Annotated in this window: 16 protein-coding genes; 9 read left to right on the top strand and 7 right to left on the bottom strand. The window is 73.8% G+C overall.

Annotated features, from left to right (window positions below):
• Nucleotides 1–59 precede the first annotated feature (59 nt).
• The 5 genes from ACIQ87_RS08290 (at nt 60) to ACIQ87_RS08270 (ending at nt 7,609) form a co-directional block, all read left to right on the top strand.
• A complete protein-coding gene (locus ACIQ87_RS08290; protein WP_402403339.1) occupies nt 60–1,571 on the top strand; it encodes an MFS transporter in 1,512 nt (503 codons plus the stop codon).
• 507 nt (nt 1,572–2,078) lie between these two features.
• Nucleotides 2,079–4,988, top strand: a complete 2,910-nt coding sequence (locus tag ACIQ87_RS08285; protein WP_402403336.1) for an AAA family ATPase — start codon at nt 2,079–2,081, stop codon at nt 4,986–4,988.
• Nucleotides 4,989–5,074: 86 nt separating this feature from the next.
• Nucleotides 5,075–5,632 (top strand): flavin reductase family protein, encoded by a 558-nt coding sequence (locus ACIQ87_RS08280; protein ID WP_402403333.1) that lies wholly within the window; start codon nt 5,075–5,077, stop codon nt 5,630–5,632.
• A gap of 40 nt (nt 5,633–5,672) precedes the next feature.
• On the top strand, nt 5,673–6,467 hold the full coding sequence (locus ACIQ87_RS08275) for a BTAD domain-containing putative transcriptional regulator (protein WP_402403330.1): 795 nt from the start codon (nt 5,673–5,675) through the stop codon (nt 6,465–6,467).
• A gap of 92 nt (nt 6,468–6,559) precedes the next feature.
• Nucleotides 6,560–7,609 carry an LLM class flavin-dependent oxidoreductase gene (locus ACIQ87_RS08270; RefSeq protein ID WP_402403327.1) on the top strand — a complete coding sequence of 350 codons (1,050 nt, stop codon included), beginning with the start codon at nt 6,560–6,562 and terminating at the stop codon, nt 7,607–7,609.
• Here ACIQ87_RS08270 and ACIQ87_RS08265 read toward each other — a convergent pair.
• The 7 genes from ACIQ87_RS08265 to ACIQ87_RS08235 form a co-directional block, all read right to left on the bottom strand.
• On the bottom strand, nt 7,552–8,610 hold the full coding sequence (locus tag ACIQ87_RS08265) for an LLM class flavin-dependent oxidoreductase (RefSeq protein WP_402403325.1): 1,059 nt from the start codon (nt 8,608–8,610) through the stop codon (nt 7,552–7,554). The two genes, ACIQ87_RS08270 and ACIQ87_RS08265, sit on opposite strands and share 58 nt — an antisense overlap.
• 83 nt (nt 8,611–8,693) lie before the next feature.
• Nucleotides 8,694–10,316 carry a dipeptide ABC transporter ATP-binding protein gene (locus ACIQ87_RS08260; protein ID WP_402403322.1) on the bottom strand — a complete coding sequence of 541 codons (1,623 nt, stop codon included), beginning with the start codon at nt 10,314–10,316 and terminating at the stop codon, nt 8,694–8,696.
• The gene (locus tag ACIQ87_RS08255; RefSeq protein WP_402403320.1) at nt 10,303–11,190 is read right to left on the bottom strand and encodes an ABC transporter permease; all 888 of its coding nucleotides are present in this window, start codon (nt 11,188–11,190) and stop codon (nt 10,303–10,305) included. The genes ACIQ87_RS08260 and ACIQ87_RS08255 overlap by 14 nt, the downstream gene beginning before the upstream one ends.
• The gene (locus ACIQ87_RS08250; protein ID WP_402403317.1) at nt 11,187–12,122 is read right to left on the bottom strand and encodes an ABC transporter permease; all 936 of its coding nucleotides are present in this window, start codon (nt 12,120–12,122) and stop codon (nt 11,187–11,189) included. The genes ACIQ87_RS08255 and ACIQ87_RS08250 overlap by 4 nt, the downstream gene beginning before the upstream one ends.
• A gap of 4 nt (nt 12,123–12,126) precedes the next feature.
• Nucleotides 12,127–13,758 carry an ABC transporter substrate-binding protein gene (locus tag ACIQ87_RS08245; protein WP_402403314.1) on the bottom strand — a complete coding sequence of 544 codons (1,632 nt, stop codon included), beginning with the start codon at nt 13,756–13,758 and terminating at the stop codon, nt 12,127–12,129.
• Nucleotides 13,755–13,973: a ferredoxin gene (locus ACIQ87_RS08240; RefSeq protein ID WP_402403378.1), complete on the bottom strand. Its 219-nt coding sequence runs from the start codon at nt 13,971–13,973 to the stop codon at nt 13,755–13,757. The genes ACIQ87_RS08245 and ACIQ87_RS08240 overlap by 4 nt, the downstream gene beginning before the upstream one ends.
• 5 nt (nt 13,974–13,978) lie before the next feature.
• Entirely contained in the window at nt 13,979–15,214 is a 1,236-nt protein-coding gene (locus tag ACIQ87_RS08235) for a cytochrome P450 (RefSeq protein ID WP_402403311.1), read from the bottom strand.
• A 184-nt stretch (nt 15,215–15,398) separates the two neighbouring features.
• Between ACIQ87_RS08235 and ACIQ87_RS08230 the strand changes: the two genes are divergently transcribed.
• The 4 genes from ACIQ87_RS08230 to ACIQ87_RS08215 are packed head-to-tail and all read left to right on the top strand — an operon-like array spanning nt 15,399 to nt 19,669.
• Nucleotides 15,399–16,172 carry a 2-oxo acid dehydrogenase subunit E2 gene (locus ACIQ87_RS08230; protein WP_402403308.1) on the top strand — a complete coding sequence of 258 codons (774 nt, stop codon included), beginning with the start codon at nt 15,399–15,401 and terminating at the stop codon, nt 16,170–16,172.
• The gene (locus ACIQ87_RS08225) at nt 16,169–17,296 is read left to right on the top strand and encodes an alpha/beta hydrolase (RefSeq protein WP_402403305.1); all 1,128 of its coding nucleotides are present in this window, start codon (nt 16,169–16,171) and stop codon (nt 17,294–17,296) included. Before ACIQ87_RS08230 ends, ACIQ87_RS08225 begins: the two co-directional genes overlap by 4 nt.
• Entirely contained in the window at nt 17,293–18,177 is an 885-nt protein-coding gene (locus tag ACIQ87_RS08220; protein ID WP_402403303.1) for an LLM class flavin-dependent oxidoreductase, read from the top strand. Before ACIQ87_RS08225 ends, ACIQ87_RS08220 begins: the two co-directional genes overlap by 4 nt.
• 4 nt (nt 18,178–18,181) lie before the next feature.
• A complete protein-coding gene (locus ACIQ87_RS08215; protein ID WP_402403300.1) occupies nt 18,182–19,669 on the top strand; it encodes an FAD-dependent monooxygenase in 1,488 nt (495 codons plus the stop codon).
• Nucleotides 19,670–19,678 lie beyond the last annotated feature (9 nt).

Here is a 19,678-nt window from a genome sequence, read left to right as displayed (position 1 = left end):
ATCTTCCCTGGAGGATACAGGGAGAGTCCCCGTTTAGGTTCTGAGGAGACAGCACAGCCATGAGCGAACAGACTTCGGCGACCACTGCGGGCGCTCGCCCGACGGGCGTCGCAGGGGCAGGGACGAAGGAGAAGCGCCCGGGCGTGGTGCTCGTCCTCGTCCTGGCCCTCCAGACCATGCTCATCCTTGACGTCAACGTGGTGAACATCGCCCTTCCCGACCTCAAGGACGCACTCGGCTTCACCCCCACCGGCCTTTCCTGGGTGCTGAGTTCCTACCTGCTGACGTTCGGCGGCCTGCTGCTGCTGGGCGGCCGGGCCGGCGACATCCTGGGCCACCGCAAGGGCCTGCTGGTCGGTGTCACGGTGTTCACGGCGGCCTCCCTGCTCGGCGGCCTGTCCACCTCGGCCGGGATGCTGCTGGCCGCGCGGGCCATCCAGGGTGTGGGCGCGGCGATCGCGGCACCGACCGTGCTCGCCCTGATCGCCACCCACTTCACCGAGGAGAAGGCCCGCGCCAAGGCGCTCGGCGCCTACGCGGCGGTGTCCGGTTCGGGTGCGGCGATCGGCCTGATCGGCGGCGGCCTGCTCACCGACTGGCTCTCCTGGCGGTGGGTGCTGTTCATCAACGTGCCGATCGGCCTGGTCCTGCTGATCCTGGCCCCGATGTTCATCCACGAGACCGACCGCACGCCCGGCTCCTTCGACCTCGGCGGCGCGCTCAGCTCCACCCTCGGCATGACCGCGCTGGTGTACGGCTTCATCCGCGCCGCCGAGCAGGGCTGGGGCGACGGTCTGACGATCGGTTCGTTCGTGGCGGCGATCGTCCTGCTGGCGCTGTTCATCGTGATCGAGAACAAGGCCAGGCAGCCGATCACCCCGCTGCGGCTGTTCGCCGACCGCAACCGCGCCATCGGCTATCTCGCCCTGCTGTTCGTGATGGCGGCGGGCAACTCGATGTTCTTCTTCCTCACCCAGTTCCTGCAGGAGGTCAGCGGCTTCAGCCCGATCAAGGCGGGCCTGGCGTTCGTCCCGCTGGCACTGCTGATCCTCGGCTCCTCCAGTGTGTCCGCCAAGCTGCTGCCGCGCTTCGGCGCCCGGGTGCTGACGGCCGTCGGCTCCGCCGCCATCAGCATCGCGCTGGTCTGGTTCGCCCAGATCAAGCCGTCCTCCTCCTACGTGTCCGCGCTGCTCGGCCCGATGGTCGTCGCCGGGCTCGGCATGGGCGTCCTGCTGGTCGGCGTCACCACGATCCTGTTCTCCGGCATCAAGCCGGAGGAGACCGGCGCCGCGTCGGGCCTGCTGAACGTGATGCAGCAGATCGGCGGTGCGCTGGGCCTCGCGGTGATGGTGACCGTCTTCGGCGCGGCGAGCCGCGGCGCCGAGGCCCCGGCGGGCCTGGACACCAAGGGCGCGGCCGACTACGTCCTGACCGAGGGCGTCACGGCGGCCTTCAGCTGGGGCGCCGGGTTCACCGCGCTGACCATCCTGCTGACCCTGGTCATGCGGCGGATGACGGCCGGCGGCGACACCGAGCAGCAGAACGAGCAGCCCGTGCACGCGGGCCTCTGACTCTCGGGCGATCGTCCGAGAACATCCGCCGGGCGCGGCTGCCCCCGTCCGCACCCGGTACCGGCCCCGGTCGGCGACAGCCGACCGGGGCCTCGCCGCACCCGAGCACCGACTGCGGGCGATCGAGACCTGAGAGACAGTCATTCAGTAGACTGACCAAATGATTGATGCCGAACGATGAGTGCTCGTAGGCGGCGAGACGGGGTCCGGAGGTGAAGCCGAGCAGGGCCTGCGGCACCGCGAGGACGACCGGCTCGGCGTCGCTCTGCCGGGCGCGACAACGAGCTCGGGGCACCGCGACGCCAGATATGACCATTCGATCAACAGATCGTCTGTCTTCGCATAGAGTGCGGTGCCGAGGGAGTCCGGATCAGGCGTCACAACCGATCTTTGGGCTCCCTCCCTTCATGTCCTGCGCGCCACGAGCCCTTGGTGCCGAGCATCCAGTGCGGAGTTTCAGCGGTAAGCGATCACGAGTTACTCGACCGGGGGAAAGGTCAATTTGCTGTGGTGAATGTGCTGTCGGTCACGGACAGCCCTGAACGCATCTCCTCCGTCCGCTGCAAGGAGTCGCTCGGACTACTGCGCGCGGTGGACCGGCTGGCGGGCGGTCAGGGCGGTGTGATCGAACTGATCGGTTGCCCCGGCGCCGGAAAGAGCAGACTGCTCGGCCCCATGACCGCGGCGGCCAGAGCCCGCGGTATCACCGTCCTCGACGGTCGCTGCTCCCCCACCGAACGGCAGTACCCGCTGGCCGTCTTCACCCGGGCCCTGGCGGGGGTGATGACCCCGGAGAGGCTGGCCGAACTCTCTCCCGGGCACGCCTCCCTGCTGCGCGCGGCGCTCTGCGCCCAACTCGGCCCCGACGCCCGGCGACCGGAGCCGCTCGGCACCTCCCAGGCCGTACGCGCCCTGCTGGAACGCTCCGCCGGCGACAGCGGGCTGCTCCTGGTCCTCGACGACTTCCACTGGGCCGACCCGCAGTCCCTCGAACTCGCCGACCACCTCGTCCGGTTGACCGCCCCCGCACCCGTCCTGCTGGTCATCGTCCACCGGCCGAGACAGGCCCACGCCCCACTGCTGGGCACCCTGGCCCAGGGCGTCGCGTCGGGACAGGTGGAGCGGATCGAACTCGGTGCGCTCACCCTCTGCCAGGCCGCCTCGCTGCTCGACGTACCGCCCGACACCGGCTGGCTGCCCGCCGTCTTCCACGAGAGCCAGGGCAACCCCCTGTGCCTGCTCGTACTCGGCGAGACGGCGCCGCTCAGTCCGCTGCTCGGCACCAGACTGCTCACCGGACGGCTGGCCCCGCTGGCCGCCGAACTCGCCCTGCTCGACCCCGCCGAGCGGCTGGTCGCCGAGTCCGGCGCGGTCCTCGGCGACCGCTTCAGCTGGGAGGAGCTGTCCGCCGTCTCCGAGCTGCCCGCCCCCGAACTCACCACCGTCGTCACCGGACTGATCGACGTCGACGTCCTGCGCCCGCTGCGCGGCTCCACCTCGCTGCTCACCTTCCGGCACACCGTGCTGCGCCGGATGCTGCACGACCAGGCCGACCACTGCTGGCGCGCCCGCGCGCACCGCCGGGCGCTCACGATGCTCAGCCGCCGGACCGCCTCCGCCGCCGAGCGCGCCATCCACATCGAGCTGTCCGCCCGCAGCTTCACCCACGAGGACCTGGAGATCCTGGCGAAGGCCGGCGAGGAGGCCGTCCCGACCTCCCCCGTCGACGCCGCCCGCTGGCTGCTGCTGGCCCTCAAGGGACTTCCCCCCAACGGTGAGTCACCGGGACGGCTGCTGGGCCTGATCCCCCCGCTCGCCAAGGCGTTGCAGGCCGCCGAGTACGGCTGCAAGAACGACACGCTTCAGCACCTGCTGACCCAGGGCACCCCCCTGCAGCCCACCGAGTCCTACCGCTCCGCGGTGCGGCTGTGCGCGCTCGTCGACTGCCTGCACGGGCGCTACGAGGCGGCCGACGCCCTGCTGGCCGGCGAACTGGCCGCCCTCGCCGCCACCGGGCTCCCCAACGGCGACCTGTTGGCCCGCTTCACCGTCTACCGGGGCATCGTCGCCCTGCTGGGCCAGGACCGGAAGCTGCCGCGGCTGGCCGCCGAGGCGCTGCTGCTGGCCCGGACCGACGGGCATCCCACCACCCTCGCGGGCGCACTGGTGCTGCACGCGCTGGCCGAGCTGGGCGAGGGCCGCACCGAGGCCTGCCTGGCCTCGTACGACGCCGCCGTCCGGCAGATGGACGAGCTGCCGACCGCCGAGGCCTATCTGCACACCGAGTTCCTCGCCCTGCTCGGCTGGTGCGCCTTCGCGCTCGGCCGCCCGCGCGAGGCGGAGTCCTTCTACGAGCGGGGCGTGGAGCTGACCTCGGACTGCTCGCACAACGCGATGCTGCCGGTCCTGCTGAGCGGCCTGGCGGAGGCCCAGCTGACCCAGGGCCGGCCGGCCAGCGCGCGCCGCTCGGCGGCCCGGGCGGTGGACCTCGCGGGCTACCTGAACGCCGACCAGCTGCGCACCCACGCGCTCGCCCAGGAGGCGCTGTGCGTCACCTACGCCGAGCCGCCGGGCAGCAGCCGGTCCTCGGCGCTGGCCGAGGAGGCCCTGCGGGCACTGCGGCCCGGGCGGGGCAGCTGGTACGGCTCCACGGTGCTGACGCTGGCCGAGACGCTGCTGAAGCAGAGCAGCCCGGAGCGGTGCCTGAGCCTGCTGGTCGAGCTGGACTCCCCCGGGATCACGGGGCTGTCCGTGATGAACCGGGCCCACTACTACGAGCTGCTGACCCAGGCGGCGACCGCCGCCGGGGTCGAGGGCGGTGCCGACTGGGTCGAGGCGGCGGAGCACACCGCGCGGCTGTTCGGGACGCCGCACACGTCCGCGTACGCGGCGATGGCCCGGGGCCACCTCCTGCTACGGGAGGACCGGGCCGAGGAGGCCGTTGCCGCGTACCGGGAGGCGGAGCGACTCTTCGACGGCTCCCACCTGCGGCTGCCGCAGCTGACCGTGCGGCTGCGCGCGGCCAGGGCGCTGGCCGCCGCCGGCCGCCTGGACCAGGCCGTGGCACTGTCGGAACGGGTGACCGCGTTGGCCGAGCAGTGGGGGGTGCTGGTGTACGCCCGGATGAGCCCGGACGACACCTTCGAGGGCTCCCTGGACCGCGGCTGCCACGCGCTGATGCCGACGCCCGCCCCGCCGGCCGCGGACGACCTGGCCCTGCTGACCCAGCGGGAGCTGGAGGTGGCCCGGCTGGCCGGCACCGGCCAGCGCACCCGGGAGATCGCCGAGGCACTCCAGGTGAGCCCGCGCACCGTGGAGGTCCACCTCTCCCGGATCTACCGGAAGCTGGAGGTCGGCTCACGGGCCGAGCTGGCCAGGCTGATGGCCGTACGTATTTCCCCTGATGCCCTTAAGTGATCCCTCTGAAAACATGAGGACAACGCGCCGGGCGGGGCATTCGCGGCCCCGCCCGCCTCAATGAGCGCTTCACGGGGGCAAACGATATGCATCAAAGTCAGGATTCCGGTCTTCATGTCTGGCAGGCTTCCGGGAGTTGTTCGCCCACCGGCCTCGCGGACGGCGAGCCCATTGCCGTCGACGCCTTCCGCCGGGTATTCCGACGCCATCCCGCAGGTGTGGCCGTCATCACGGTTTCCGACGGGGCGAAGCCGGTCGGATTCACCGCCACCTCACTGGCGTCACTGTCCTCCACGCCCCCTCTGGTCTCCTTCGGCATCGGCCGCACCGCCTCCTCCTGGGCGGCGGTGTGCACGGCCGAGCACCTCGCGGTGCACCTGCTCGCCGAGGACCAGCAGGAGCTCGCGGCCACCTTCGCCCGCAGCGGCATCGACCGCTTCGCGCCGCCCACCGCCTGGCGGCCGGGCCCGTACGGGGTGCCGCTGCTGGAGGACGTGCCCGCCGCACTGGTGTGCCGCAAGGTGTACGACCTGCCGGCCGGGGACCACACCCTGGTGATCGGTCAGCCCGTGCACGCGGTCGAGGGTGGCACAGCGCGGCCCCTGGTCTATCTCGACGGGCAATACGGCTCAGTGTCGCGCTGAGCCCGATCGGTCACGCGAATCCCCCCACGAAGGACAGACAATGCGATTCGAGATTCTGGGCAGCCTGCGAATGACCGACGGCGAGAACGTCTTCGGCATCAGCGCGCCCAAGGTGGAGTCCCTGCTCGCCGCTCTGCTGGTACGCGCGGACGACGTGGTGTCCACCGACCAGCTGTGCCACGAGATCTGGGGCGACGCACTGCCCCGCCGCGGCACGGCGACGCTGCACGTCTACATATCGCAGCTGCGCAAGCTGCTGAAGCGACCGGGGACGGCGGCCACGCCGATCGTGACCCGCCACCCCGGCTACGTACTCCGACTCGACGGACACAGCCTGGACTCGGACGACTTCCAGCGGCTGGTACGACTGGGCCGGTCCGCGATCCGGGACGGCCGGTACGCGGAGGCCTCCACCCACTGCGACCAGGCCCTGTCCCTGTGGCGCGGGAGGGCGCTGGGCGAGTTGCGCGGCGGCGCGATCGTCGACGAGTTCGCCACCTGGGCCGAGGAGGCCCGGCTGGAGTGCGTCGAGATGCGCAACGAGGCGGATCTGATGCTGGGCCGGCACCGGGAACTGGTGGGCCCGCTGTACACGCTGGTGAAGAAGCACCCCCTGATCGAGGCCTTCCACCGGCAACTGATGCTGGCGCTCTACCGCTCGGACCGCCGGGCCGACGCGCTCCAGGCGTTCCACCGGGTGCGGTCGGTGCTGGACCGGGAGCTGGGCATCGCGCCCTGCCGCCAGCTGCACCAGCTGCACGATCAGATCCTGCTGGACAGCGGCCGGGGCGAGGTGCGGCGGCCGATCACCCTGCGGGCGCCGGCAGCCGCCTGAGCCCGTCCCGGACCGAGGGCTCCCTTCCTTCTCAACTGTAGGACGAACAGCTGGCGTTGAAAAGTGGGGACAGTCCCCATATTCTGTTCGTCATGACCACCGAATTGGGAATCAAGCTCTCGGTCCTGGACACCGCCCCCGTCTGGCAGGGGTCCACGGCCTCGACCTCACTGCGCAACTCCCTGCGCCTCGCGCAGGCCGTGGAGCGGCTCGGCTACCACCGCTTCTGGCTGGCCGAGCACCACAACATGCCGTCGCTGGCGACCTCCTCACCCGCCATCCTGGCCGGGCAGATCGCCGCCGCGACCACCCGCCTGCGGGTCGGCGCCGGCGGCGTCATGCTGCCCAACCACCCGCCGCTGGTGGTGGCCGAGCAGTTCGGCACCCTCGCCGCCCTCAACCCCGGCCGGATCGACCTCGGCCTCGGCCGGGCCCCGGGCACCGACCCGATCACCGCCCGCGCGCTGCGCCGCCAGGCCGGCCCGCTGGGCGCGGGCGACTTCCCTGCCCAGGTCCACGAGCTGCTGAACCACTTCGCCCCGCCCGGCGGCGCCCCGGCCGGGGCGGCCAGGCCCGGCCAGGTCACCGCCGTCCCGGCCACCGAACTGTCGGTGCCGGTCTGGCTGCTCGGCTCCAGCGGCTACAGTGCCCAGCTCGCCGCCGGCCTGGGCCTGCCCTTCGCCTACGCCCACCACTTCTCGCCGCACGGCTCGGTGGCCGCGCTCCAGGCCTACCGCGCCGAGTTCCGCCCCTCGCAGTACCTCAGCGAGCCGTACTCGATGGTCGCCGTCTTCGGCGCGGTGGCCGAGGACGACCGCAGGGGCGAGCTGCTCAGCACGCCCCTGCGGATGATCACCGCCCAGTCGCTGCGCGGGATGAACCCGCTCTTCCCGCCGGTCGAGGAGGCCTCCTCCTTCGTCTGCGGGCCCCAGGAGCGCATGGTGGTGGACCAGATGTTCGACGCCCAGATCTTCGGCGGGCCGGAGACCGTACGGCAGAAGGTCACCGAGTTCGTCCGGGCGACCGGCGTCGACGAGCTCATGATGCTCTCCGTGGTCCAGGACCACGAGGAGCGGGTGCGCTCCTACGAGCTGCTGGCCGAGCTGGCCGGGCTCAAGCCGGACGAGTCCTCGGCCGGCTGAGCCGCCTCGGCCAGCAGCTCGAACGACCGGATCCGCGCCTGCAGGCCGAACACCGGTGTCGCCGCCAGGAGTTCGTCGAAGCCGACCTCGGCCCGGAACTCCGCGAGGCGGCGCCGGACGGTCTCCGGACCGCCGACCACCTGGGCGGCGAAGTGCCCCTCCAGATAGTCCTGCTGAGCCGACGTCAGGCTGTACCCCGCCGCCTGCTCAGGGGTGCGGAACAGGGTCAGCGGGTTGATCCGCCCCTCCACGTGGGCGACCCGGATCGGACCGGCGTGCCACTGCGCCTCCTCGTCCGTGTCCGCGGCCACGACCTGCGAGGACACCGCCACGTACGGCTGCGCCAGCCGTTCCGAGGGCTGGAACTCCGCCCGGTAGCGGGCCACCGAGGCCGCCGTCCCGGCCGGGTTGAGATGGTGCGCGAAGGCGTACGGGAGGCCCAGGCGGGCCGCCAGCGAGGCGCTGGACTCGCTGGTGCCCAGCAGCCAGACCGGCACCGGGCGCTGCGGCGGCGGGGAGACCGCGACCGCGGGGCGCTCACCCTCCCCGGGCGGCGTCAGGTAGTCGACCAGCTCGACGAGTTGGTCTCCGAAGGCGCCGGCGTGGGCCGGGTCCCCGGTGCGGCGCAGCGCCCGGGCGGTGGCCGGCTCCCCGCCCGGCGCCCGGCCGACCCCGAGGTCGATCCGGTCCGGGTGGAACACGTCGAGGGTGGCGAACTGCTCCGCCACCACCAGCGGCGTGTGGTTGGGCAGCATCACGCCGCCCGAGCCCACGCGCAGGGTGGAGGTGACGGCGGCCAGCTGCCCGATCAGCACCGGCGGGGTGGAGGTGCCGAAGGCCGGCATGTTGTGGTGCTCGGCCAGCCAGTACCGGCGGTAGCCGAGGCGCTCCACGGCGGGCGCCAGCTCCAGGAGTTGGTGCAGCGATTCGGACGCCGGGACGCCGTACCAGACGGGCACGGTGTCCAGGACGGACAGGATCGGACCGGCAGTGTCGTTCATGTGCGGCTCTCCATCGTCGTTCGGGTGGTTCGGTCTGGCGGTCGGCGGCGGGGCGCCCGGGGTCGGTCCTCGGGCGTGGGCCGTCAGGGGCGGATCGGGTCCAGCGGCGGGATCGCCTCCAGCAGGTGGGCGGTCCACGGGTCCTTCGGGGCGGTGAAGACCTCCGTGGTGGGCCCGGTCTCGACGATGCGGCCCGCCCGCATCACCGCGACCCGGTCGCTCATCCGTCGCACCACCGCGAGGTCGTGGGAGATGAACAGCAGGGCCACCCCGAGGCGGCGCTGGGCCTCGGCGAACACGTCGAGCACCTGGGCCTGGACGGAGACGTCCAGCGCCGAGACCGGTTCGTCGCAGACGATCACCTCCGGTTCGGGGGCGAGCGCCCTGGCGATCGCGACCCGCTGGCGCTGGCCGCCGGACAGCTGCCGGGGCCGGCGCTCCAGCAGGACCTCGTCCAGCCCCACCAGCGCGAGCAGTTCGGCGATCCGCGCCCGGTGGCGGCGGGCGGCCCGGCGACCGGGTGCGCCCAGGGCCTCGGCGACGATGCGCTCCACCGTCCAGCGCGGGTCGAAGGACGACAGCGGGTCCTGCTGCACCAGCTGGATCCGCCCGCGCAGCGCCGCGCGGGCCGCCTCGCCGCGCCCCGACCACGGCTGCCCGAGCAGGGTCACCTGCCCGGCGTCCGGTTCCAGCAGGCCGAGCACCGTCTGGCCGAGCGTGGTCTTGCCCGAGCCGGACTCGCCGAGGATGCCGAGGGTCTCGCCCTCGCGCAGTTCCAGCGAGACCGCGTCCAGCGCGGTGACCGTACCGGCCCGGCGGCCGCCGGTGGCGGGGTAGGCCTTGGTCAGCCCCTCGGCGCGCAGCACCACCCGCTCGCCGACCCGCGCCGTCGCCTCGGCCGGGCGGCAGCCGGTGGGCACCGCGTCGAGCAGCATCCGGGTGTACGGGTGCCGGGGCGCGGCCAGCAGCTCCCCGGTGGGCCCGGTCTCGACGATCCGGCCGGCGCGCATCACCGCGATCCGGTCGGCCAGCCTGGCCACCGCGGCGAGGTCGTGACTGATCAGCAGGACCGCCATGCCGGTGGCCCGGCGCTCGGCGAGCAGGTCGAGGATCTGCGCCCGTACGGAGGGGTCGAGGGCGGTGGTCGGCTCGTCGGCGATCAGCACCCGGGGGGCGGCGGCGATCCCGGCGGCGATCAGGGCCCGCTGGCGCTGGCCGCCGGACAGCTGGTGCGGGAACTGCCGGGCCCGCAGCTCGGGTTCGGGCACGGTCACCTCCCGCAGCAGTTCCACGGCGCGCTGCGGGCGGTCCCGGCGGGTGCCGATGCCGTGGACGGCGAGCGGCTCGGCGACCTCGTCGCCGACCCGGCGCAGCGGGTCGAGGGACACCAGGGCGTCCTGGGAGACCAGTCCGATCCCGGCGCCGCGCAGTCGCCGCCACTCGCGGGCGCCGAGGGTGCGCAGGTCCTGTCCGCCGTAGTCGAGGCGGCGCGCGGTGACGCTCGCCCCGGGGCCGGTCAGTCCGACCAGGGCGCGGGCGGTGAGGGTCTTTCCGGAGCCGGACTCGCCGACCAGGGCGAGGCACTCGCCGGGCCGCAGGTCGAGGTCGACGCCGTGGACGACGTCGGTGCGCCGGCGGCCGCGGCCGAAGGAGATCCTCAGGTCCTCGACGGTGAGCAGCGGGGCGGTTCGGTCAGGTGCGGTCACGGCCGTCCCTTCCGTCCAGTCGCCGCTGGAGGTCCCGGCCGACGACCGTCACGGCGACGACCGTGAGGGTGATGGCGAGTCCGGGGAAGACGGCGACGGACCAGGCGGTGTCGAGGTGGTCGCGCCCCTCGGAGAGCATGCTGCCCCACTCGGGCGCGGGCGGCTTCGGGCCGAGCCCGAGGAAGCTGAGCGTGGAGCCCGCGATGATCGCGCTGCCGGTGTTGACGGTGGCCAGGACCAGCAGCGGCGGCAGGGCGTTGGGCAGGACGTGCCGCAGCAGGATGTCCGCGCGGCCGCGGCCCATGACCACGGCCGCCCGTACGTAGTCGCCGGCGCGCACGGCGAGTGCCTGGCCGCGGGCCAGGCGCAGGAAGCCGGGCAGCAGCGAGGCGCCGATGGCCAGGGTGGCGTTGGCGCTGCCGGGGCCGAGCAGGGTGACCACGACGAGGGAGAGCATCAGGCCGGGAAAGGCCATCAGGACGTCGGTGAGGCCGGACAGCACCCGGTCGACGGTGCGGCCGGCGGTGGCGGCGAGCACCCCGAGCAGCGCTCCGCCGACCAGGGCGAGGGCGGTGGCGCCGAGGCCGATCAGCAGCGAGGCGCCGGCGCCGTGCACGATCCGGCTGAACAGGTCGCGGCCGAGCTGGTCGGTGCCCAGCCAGTGGGGCCGGCTCGGTCCGGACAGCGCGTCGGCGGGGTCGATGGCCTGCGGATCCTGCCCGGCGAGCAGGTCGGGGGCCAGGGTGGCGAGCAGCACCAGCCCGAGCAGGGCCCAGGCGAGCGCCGTCCCGGCCCCGGTGCGGGGCAGGCGGGCGAGCGGGCGGCGGCGGGCGGCGGGCGCCGCGGCCCCGACCGGCAGTCGGCTGGTGGTCATCCGGTGCTCCTCTCGGCGATCCGGGGGTCGATCACCCGGTACAGCACGTCGACGGCCACGTTGATCAGCGCGAAGACCGTCGCGGACAGCAGCACGACCCCGGTGACCACCGGCAGGTCGCGGCCCTGGACGGCGGTGGCGGTGAGCTGGCCGAGCCCCTGGCGGCTGAACACGGTCTCGACCACGACCGCGCCGCCGAACAGGGCTCCGGCGGCCCAGCCCGCGAGGGTGACCAGCGGGATCAGGCCGTGGCGCAGCGCGTGCCGCAGCCGGACCGCGAGTTCGGCGCCGCCGCGGGCCCGGGCGGTGAGGACGAAGGGCTGGTCGAGGACGCGTTCGAGCTCCTCGCGGAGCACCTGGGTGAACACCCCGGCCATGCCCACGGCGAGCGTGACGGCGGGCAGCACCAGGCCGGAGATCCCGCCTCCGCCCATCGCGGGGAACCAGCGCAGCCGGAAGGACAGCAGGGCCAGCAGCACCGCTCCGATCCCGAAGGCGGGGCTGGAGGCGGTGAACAGCTCCAGCGCGGAGGACAGCCGCCGGGCCCGCGGCCGGTCGGCGGTGAGCACGGCGGCGGTGAGGGCGAGCAGCAGGGCCAGCACGAAGGCGGCGAGGGCGAGTTGGAGGGTCGGCCAGAGCTGGCTGCCGATCACCTGGCCCACCGGCTGCTGGAGTTGGTAGGACTCGCCGAGGTCGCCGGTGAGCAGGCGGCCCATGAAGCGCCCGTACTGCACCACCAGTGGCTGGTCGAGGGCGAGTTCGCGGCGCACCTGGGCGACGAGTTCGGGGGTCGGGTTGGTGGAGCCGAGCACGCTGCGGACCGGGTCGCCGGGCAGCAGCCGGAACGCGAAGAACACGGCGTGGGCGGCGCCGAGGACGACCAGCGCGGCCAGGACGAGGCGGCGCAGCAGCCAGCGCAACGGGGCGGTCACGGGGTCATCCCTCCAGCCGGGCGTCGTAGAAGCGCGGGTACGCCTGGGCGTCGAAGGTGACGCCGCGCACCCGGTCGGCGGCGCCGACCAGGGTGGTGGGGGCGTAGACGGGCAGGGCGTAGGCCTGCTGCTGGATCCGGAGCTGGGCCCGGCCGTCGAGGGCGTCGCGCCGGGCCGGGTCGGAGGTGGCGGAGGCTTCCCTGAGCCAGGCGTCCAGTTCGGGGTCGGACACGCCGAAGGCGTTGGACCCGCCCTTGTCCGCGGTCTGGTCGGAGGCGAAGTAGGTGCGCATGACGTCGGGGTCGGCGCGGTTCCAGCTGAAGGCGAGGATGTCGGCGTCGCGGGAGAGCGCCTTCTTCAGGTAGGTGCCGGGTTCGTGGGCGGTGAGGCGGATCTCGATGCCGGCCCGGCGGGCGTCGGCCTGGATGCCCTGGGCGAGCAGGACGCGCTGGTCGCGCATCAGGCTGGTCATGTACGGCCACTCGATGCTCAGGCGCCTGCCGTCGCGGGTGCGGTAGCCGGCGTCGTCGCGTCCGGTCCAGCCGGCCGCGTCGAGCAGGGCGGCGGCCCGTCCGGGGTCGTACGGGGTGGCGCCCTCGACAGCCCGGTTGTAGCCGGGGGTGGCCGGGGACAGGACGCCCCAGGCCCGTTGGTGGCGGCCGGAGTAGAGGGCGCGCACCAGGTCGTCGTAGCGGACGGCGTACTGGAGGGCCTGGCGGACCCGTAGGTCGTCCAGCGGCGCGCGGGCCGGGTTGAGCAGCAGCAGGTAGGGCGCGCCGGGCTGCGGGGCCTGGAGGAAGCGGAAGCCGTCGGCGTGCGCGAGTCGGCTGATGCTGCCGGGCGGGATGGCGGCGGCGATGTCGACCTGGCCGGAGCTCAGCGCACCGAAGCGGGAGGCGGCTTCGGGGACGAACTCCACGGTGAGTCCCTCGGCGCGGGCGGGGCCGGTGTGGCCGGCGTCCTCGGGGGCCCACTGGTAGGCGGGGTTGCGGTCGAGGACGACCCGGCGGTTGCGGGCCCAGTCGGCGAACACGAACGGGCCGCTGCCGACCGGGTGCCCGCAGGTGCGGCCCTGGTCGGCGCGCAGGGCGGTGGGCGACTGGATGCCGAAGACGGCGGTGGACAGCAACTGGAGCAGCGGCGGGTACGGCCTGGTCAGGGCGATCCGCGCGGTGTACGGGTCGACCACGGTGGTGTCCCGGTACATGGAGATCAGCCCGGCCGCGTACTGGGACTTGGTCTCGGGGGCGACGGTGTGGTCCAGGGTGGCCTTGACGGCGTCGGCGGTGAGGGGGGTGCCGTCGTGGAAACGGACGTCCTCGCGCAGCCGGAAGGTGTACTCCAGGCCGTCGTCGGAGACCTCCCAGGAGGTGGCGAGCCAGGGCCGGAGCCGGCCGTCGGCGTCGGTGGACACCAGCGAGTCGAAGATGTTCCGGTCGATCACGGCGGTGATGTCGTACGGGCTGACCTGCGGGTCGAGGCAGTCCGGCTGGGAGTCGACGGCGTAGACGATCCGCCCGCCCCCGGCACCGGAGCGGGCTCCGGTGCCGGGGGCGCAGGCGGTGGCGGCGACGACGAGCAGGGCCAGGAGGGCGGCCGGACGGGCGCGTCGGGCGCGGCCGGGGTGGCGTCTCATGCCGGGTCGGCCTCCGTCTCCTCCTCCTGCAGGGTGATCGCGGCGGCCGGACAGAGCCGGGCGGCCTGGTCGAGCCGGTCACGGTCGGCGGCGGGGGCGGTGCCGTCGGTGAGCAGGGCGACGAGGCCGTCCTCGTCCTGGTCGAACACCTCGGGGGCGGTGAGCACGCACTGGCCCGCCCCGACGCAGCGCCTGGGGTCGGCGAAGATCCGCACGGCGCTCACCAGGCCACGGGGAGTTCGTAGATGCCCTGGACGCCGCTCTGCGCGGGCTTGATCTCGATCTGCTCGGGCGGCACCGCCAGCCGCAGCCCCGGGATCCGGGTGAACAGCGTGGTGAGCGCGCTCTCCATCTCGGCCCGGGCCAGGTTCTGGCCGATGCACTGGTGGACGCCGAAGCCGAAGCCGAGGTGGTGGCGGGCGCCGCGGGCCAGGTCCAGCTCGTCGGGGCGCTCGAAGGCCGCCGGGTCGCGGTTGATCTCGGCGGTGGAGAGCATCACGCTGTCGCCCGCGCGCAGGGTGACGCCGCCGACGGTGATGTCCTCGGCGGCGATGCGCATGGCGACGTCGCCGATCGACAGGTAGCGCAGCAGTTCCTCGACGGCGAGCGCGCCGACGGCCGGGTCGGCACGGAAGGCGGCCAGCTGCTCGGGGTTCTGCAACAGGGTGAAGGTACTGAGGGTGATCATGCTGGCGGTGGTCTCGTGACCGGCCATCAGCAGGATGATGCCGAGCCGGATGACGTCGTCGCGCGAGAGCGTTCCGCCGGCCAGGTCACGGGAGACCAGGGTGTCCAGCAGGCCGTCACCGGACGCCTTCTCCTTCTCCTTGCGCTCCACCAGGGAGGTCAGGTAGTCGCGCAGGCTCATCAGGGCCTCGGTGGCCTGTTCCTCGGAGACCTGGGGGGAGACCAGCGCCGCCGACTGCGCCTCGAAGTAGTCGTGGTCCTCGTAGGGCACCCCGAGGATGCCGCAGATGGTGTACGAGGACAGCGGCAGCGCCAGCGCGCTGAGGATGTCGGCCGGCGGCCCCTGCTCCAGGATCGCGTCGACGAGTTCGACCGAGCGGCGCTGGATCGCCTCGCCGAGCTCGCGGGTGCGGCGCACCGAGAACGAGGAGATCAGCCGCCGCCGGTAGGAGGCGTGCTCCTCGCCGTCCATGCCGACCAGGATGGTCGCCTTCTGGATGGCCTTGCGCCGGGGGCTGGGCGAGGGGAAGTCCGGGCGGCTCCAGTCGGAGGACAGCCGCGGGTCGATCAGCAGGGCTCGGGCCTCCGTGTGACCGAGCACCACCCAGGTCGGCCGGCCGTCGTACAGCCTGGCCCGCACCACAGGTCCCTCGGTGCGGCGCAGGTCGCGGTAGCCCGGCGGCGGCTGGTAGGGGCAGTGCCGCTGTTGCGGGAAGTCGGGCAGCGACGCAAGGTCGTCGGTGAGACTCACAGCGATGGGGTGGGACATGTCCTGAACTCCTGCGAGCGGCGGCGGACGGGGTCCCGGTCAGGCTGTGCCGGTGGGCTTTCGGGCCTCTAAAGCAGCTCTTTCGCCCGCTCGTCGGCGGTGTCCCGCGGTCTTCTCGGCGGTGTCCCGCGGTCTTTAGAGCGCGCTAAGGGGCCCTTAGGCCCGACTGCCGAGATTGGCGCCCATGCAGATATCCGCCATCGCACGCGAACGGCGCCACACGCTCCTGTTCCTCGACGAGATCCGCCCGTTCTCACCGGTGCACCTGGACACCGAGGTCGACATGTCGGGGGTGCTCGCCCACCGGGAGGAGCACCGCGACGAGCGTCGGCTGTCGGTGGTCACCTACGTGCTGCACGCGGCCGCCCGGGTGCTGGCCGCGCACCCGGAGGCGAACGCGGCGATCCGGGGACGGCTGCGGCCCCGGGTGGCCCGTTACGGCGAGGTGGCCGGGAAGGTGACGCTGGACAAGCGGATCGGCGGGCGCCGGGTGGTCGTCTCGGCGGTGCTGCCCGACCTCCAGCGGGCCGAACTGCCCGACATCCAGTACCAGTTGGAGCGCTACCGGGACGGCGACCCGGTGTCGATGCCGGAGTTCGCGCCGATGCTGCTGCTGCAGCGGCTGCCGGGCCCGATCGCCCGCGCCGCCTACCGCCGGGCGGTGCGCTCGCTGGCGCGTCACCCCCGCTTCTTCGGGACCTTCGCGGTCACCTCGCTCGGCCACCGCGCGGTGGACGGCTTCCACTCGGTGGGCGGCACCACGCTCACCTTCGGGATCGGCCGCATCACCGACCGCGCCGTGGTCCGGGACGGCGGGGTGACCGGCGCCCCGGTGATGCGGCTCAACCTCACCTTCGACCACCGGGTGATCGACGGCGCGGAGGCCGCCGACGTCCTCACCGAGGTCAAGGACCTGCTGGAGGGCTACTCCGCCGAGAAGGAGAAGGAGACGGCATGAACGACGTCACCGAGCTGAGGCGGTTCGTGGAGGTCCACGCCCGGATCCTCGGCATCCCGCAGGACGCGTCGCGCCGGGTGCTGGGCCGGATCGGGCACGACCTGGACGGCGAACCCGGCTCCTGGGCCCGGGAGTGGACGGCCGCCGGCACCGTCGAGGAGCGCGCCGGGCGGGAGCTGTCGGCCGGACGGTTCTTCAACATCGCCCGCTTCCCGTACGTGGACGGCCCGGCGCGGGCCGAGGCCCAGGAGCTGACGGTCGCCTCCTTCGACCGCTGGCGGCTCGGGCAGCGGGCCGGCATCCAACGGCTGGACCTGGAGCTGTCCGGTGGCCGGGTGCGCTGCTGGGCGGCCGGGCTCGACGCGGCGGGCTCGGGCGAGCTGCCCCCGCTGCTGCTGTTCAGCGGCGGCATCGTCAGCGTCAAGGAGCAGTTCGGCCCGCTCCTGGCCCGGGCCGCCCGGCTGGGCGTGGCCGCCGTGGCCACCGAGATGCCCGGCGTCGGCGAGAACACCTGGCGCTACACGGCCGACAGCCACCGGATGGTCAGCGAGCTGCTGGACGCCCTGGAGGGGCGCGCCGACGTCACCCGCAGCTATGCGGTGATGATGAGCTTCAGCGGCCATCTCGCCCTGCGCGCCGCGCTGGAGGACAAGCGCGTGCGCGGGATCGTCACCGCCGGCGCCCCGGTCCGCGACTTCTTCGCCGATCCCGAATGGCGGCCGCGGATCCCCCGGGTCACCGTCGACACCCTGGCCCACCTCACCGGCCGGGAGCCGGCATCGGTCCTCGGGCACATCGCCGACTGGGGCCTGAGCGAAGCGGAACTGGCCCGCCTGGACGTGCCGTTGGCGTACATCGCGAGCGAGCGCGACGAGATCATCCCGCCCGGCGACCGGCTGCTGCTGGAACGTCACGTACGCGGACTGCGGCTGCTGGCCCACGACGACGTGCACGGCTCCCCCGACCACGTCGCCGAGTCCCGGCTGTGGAGCCTGCGCTCGGCCCTGGAGATGATCGGCGGCCACGGCCCGCAGCGGGCGGTGCTCGGCGCGGCCCTGGCGCTGCTGCGCGGCCGCGGGCGAACGCCGGTCCTGGGCGGCCCCCGGAACGGAGAGGGCAGGTGAGCGCCGTGACCGCCGACCGCCCGCTGCGCTTCCTGGTGTCGGTGATCGACCCGGAGGCGGACTGGCCGGGCATCGCCGCCGAGGCCGAACGGCTGGACTACGACCTGCTCGCCACCACCGACCACCTCGGCATGACCGCGCCGTTCCCCTCCCTGGTGGCCGCCGCCGCGGCCACCACCCGGCTGCGGGTGGCCACCTACCTGACCAACACCGCCCTGTGGGACCCGGAGGTCCTGGCCCGGGAGATCGCCGGGACGGACCGGATCACCGGCGGTCGCCTGGAGGTGGGCCTGCACTCCGGGCAGACCGCCAGCGCCCGGACCGCCCACCTGGACGCGACGCAGAAGCTCACCCGTCTCACGGACGCCGTCGAGACGCTCCAGCGCCTGCTGCCCGACCCCGACCACCGGCCCCGGCCGCTCCAGCACCCCCGGCCTCCGCTGCTCCTCGCCGCCGACGACCCGGCCGAGCTCGAACTCGCCGCCCACCACGCCGACACCGTCTGCTTCATCGGCGCCTCGCTGCCGCCCGGCGGCGGCCTCGTCCTGCACTCCCCCGAGGAGATCGCGCGGCGGGTGGCGTCCGTACGGGAGCGGGCGGCACAGCTGGGCCGGGCCCCGGAGCTGAACATCGCCGTCAAGCGGATCATCGTCACCGGCGACCGGCGCGCGGCCGCCGAGGCGCTGCGGGAGTCCGGCTTCGCCGCCCACCTGTCGGTGGCCGAACTGCTGGAGCTTCCCACGCTGCTGATCGGCACCCACCGGCAGATCGCCGAGCAGGTCCGCGCGCACCGCGAGCGGTACGGGCTGACCTCCTTCGCGTTACTCGCCCCGGCCATGCACGACTTCGCCCCCGTGATCCCCCTGCTGCGGAAAGGATGACCCCGTGACCGCCACTGCCGCCCCGAACCACCCCGAGAGCGCCGCGGACCCCGTCGTCGTGGTGGGCGCCGGCCCCACCGGGCTGATGCTGGCCTGCGAGCTCGCCCTGGCGAAGGTGCGCACCGTGGTCCTCGACCGCCGCACCGAACCCGCCGAACACGCCCCCGGACAGGCCGTCAACGCGGCCGTGATGCAACTGCTCGACCAGCGCGGCCTCGGCGACCGGCTGCGCGGGCAGGGCATGCCGCTCCCCGGCGCCCACTTCTCGCTGATCTGGCTGCGCCCCGAACTGCTGGATCCGCAGCCCGTCCGCGGCCTGCTGGTCCCGCAGAACCGGCTGGAGGCGCTGTTGGAGCAGCGCGCCCGCGAGCTCGGGGTCGAGCTGCGGCGCGGCCAGGAAGTGACCGGGCTGGACACCGGCACCGGGGACGGCCCGGTGACGCTGCGGCTGCGCGGCGCGGACGGCCGGGAGGGCGAGCTGACCGCCTCCTACCTGGTCGGCGCCGACGGCACGGAGAGCGCGGTGCGGCGCCTCGCCGGCATCCCCTTCCCCGGCAGCGGGTGGACCGTCGAGGGCAGCGTCGGCGACGTCGAGGTCGACTTCGCCCAGCTGGCCCCCAACCACCTGGGCGCGCACTACGTGGACTCCGGCGGGGTCTACTCGGGCGCCCCGGCCGGCCCCGACCTGCTGCGGGTGATCACCACCGGGCTCGGCCCGGCCGCCGGCTCCGACGGCCCGGTCGGTCTTCCCGAACTCCAGGCCGACATCAAGGAGTTGACCGGGCGGGAGCTGCCCGCGCGCGAACTGCGCTGGGCCGAGCGGTTCACCAGTGTGAGCGGCAACGCCGAACGCTACCGCCACGACCGGGTACTGCTGGCCGGCGACGCCGCACACTCCTTCTTCCCGCTCGGCGGGCTGCGGCTGAGCACCTGCCTCCAGGACGCCGTCAACCTCGGCTGGAAGCTGGCCGCCCAGGTCAACGGCTGGGCCCCGCCCGGGCTGCTGGACAGCTACCACGACGAACGGCACCCGGAGGGCGAACGCGCCCGGGCCGCCCTGGACGCCCAGCTCGCCCTGATGGAGCCGCCCGGGCGCACCGCCGGGGTGCGCGCGCTGGTGACGCGGCTGGCCGGTCTCGAGGAGGTCAACCGCCACCTGGTCGAACTGGTCACCGGCATCGACGTGCGCTACGCCGTCACCGCGCCCGGCGCGGACGACGGGCAGGACACCCACCCGCTGATCGGGCGGCGGATCCCCGACGCCGCGCCGCTGCCCCACGACGGCAGGGGCCTCCTGCTGGTGCCCGAGGGCGCGGACGGGCTCCCGCTCACCGACCTCGCGGCCGGATGGGCCGACCGGGTGGCCACCGCCGTCGCGCCGGACGGGGTCCCCGCCCCGGCGCTGGTGCGCCCCGACGGCCACGTGGTGTGGACGACGGGCGCGGGCGAGCCGGCGGCGGCCCTGGCGCGGTGGTTCGGCGAGCCGCGCTGAGCGGGCCGG

This window comes from Kitasatospora sp. NPDC096204 (genome assembly GCF_044763205.1).
Classification (GTDB): domain Bacteria; phylum Actinomycetota; class Actinomycetes; order Streptomycetales; family Streptomycetaceae; genus Kitasatospora.
This window is presented reverse-complemented; position numbering and strand designations above follow the sequence as displayed.